Here is a 298-nt window from a genome sequence, read left to right on the forward strand (position 1 = left end):
CTAAAAAAATAGTTTTTTTATATTATCTTTCATTCCAAAAGTTGTATCACTCATTCAGCGTAATTCCAACCCCTTCATCTATTTTAATTTTGCATTTAAATTTGCACAATCCCGGCAGGAAAAAAATTTAAAAATATAAGAATTTAAATGGTAGGTATTTGGTAGGTGGGATTTTTTTCTGGTTCCTTTGATACTCAATTGACGGTGAGAGTCACCGATAACAACATACCAATGGTAGAAGGAATCGCACCATGGCTTTTAAAAATATTGCAGATCAAACAAACGGTTTTTATATTCC

The organism is Acinetobacter sp. UBA5934, assembly GCF_002430855.1.
Lineage (GTDB): Bacteria > Pseudomonadota > Gammaproteobacteria > Pseudomonadales > Moraxellaceae > Acinetobacter.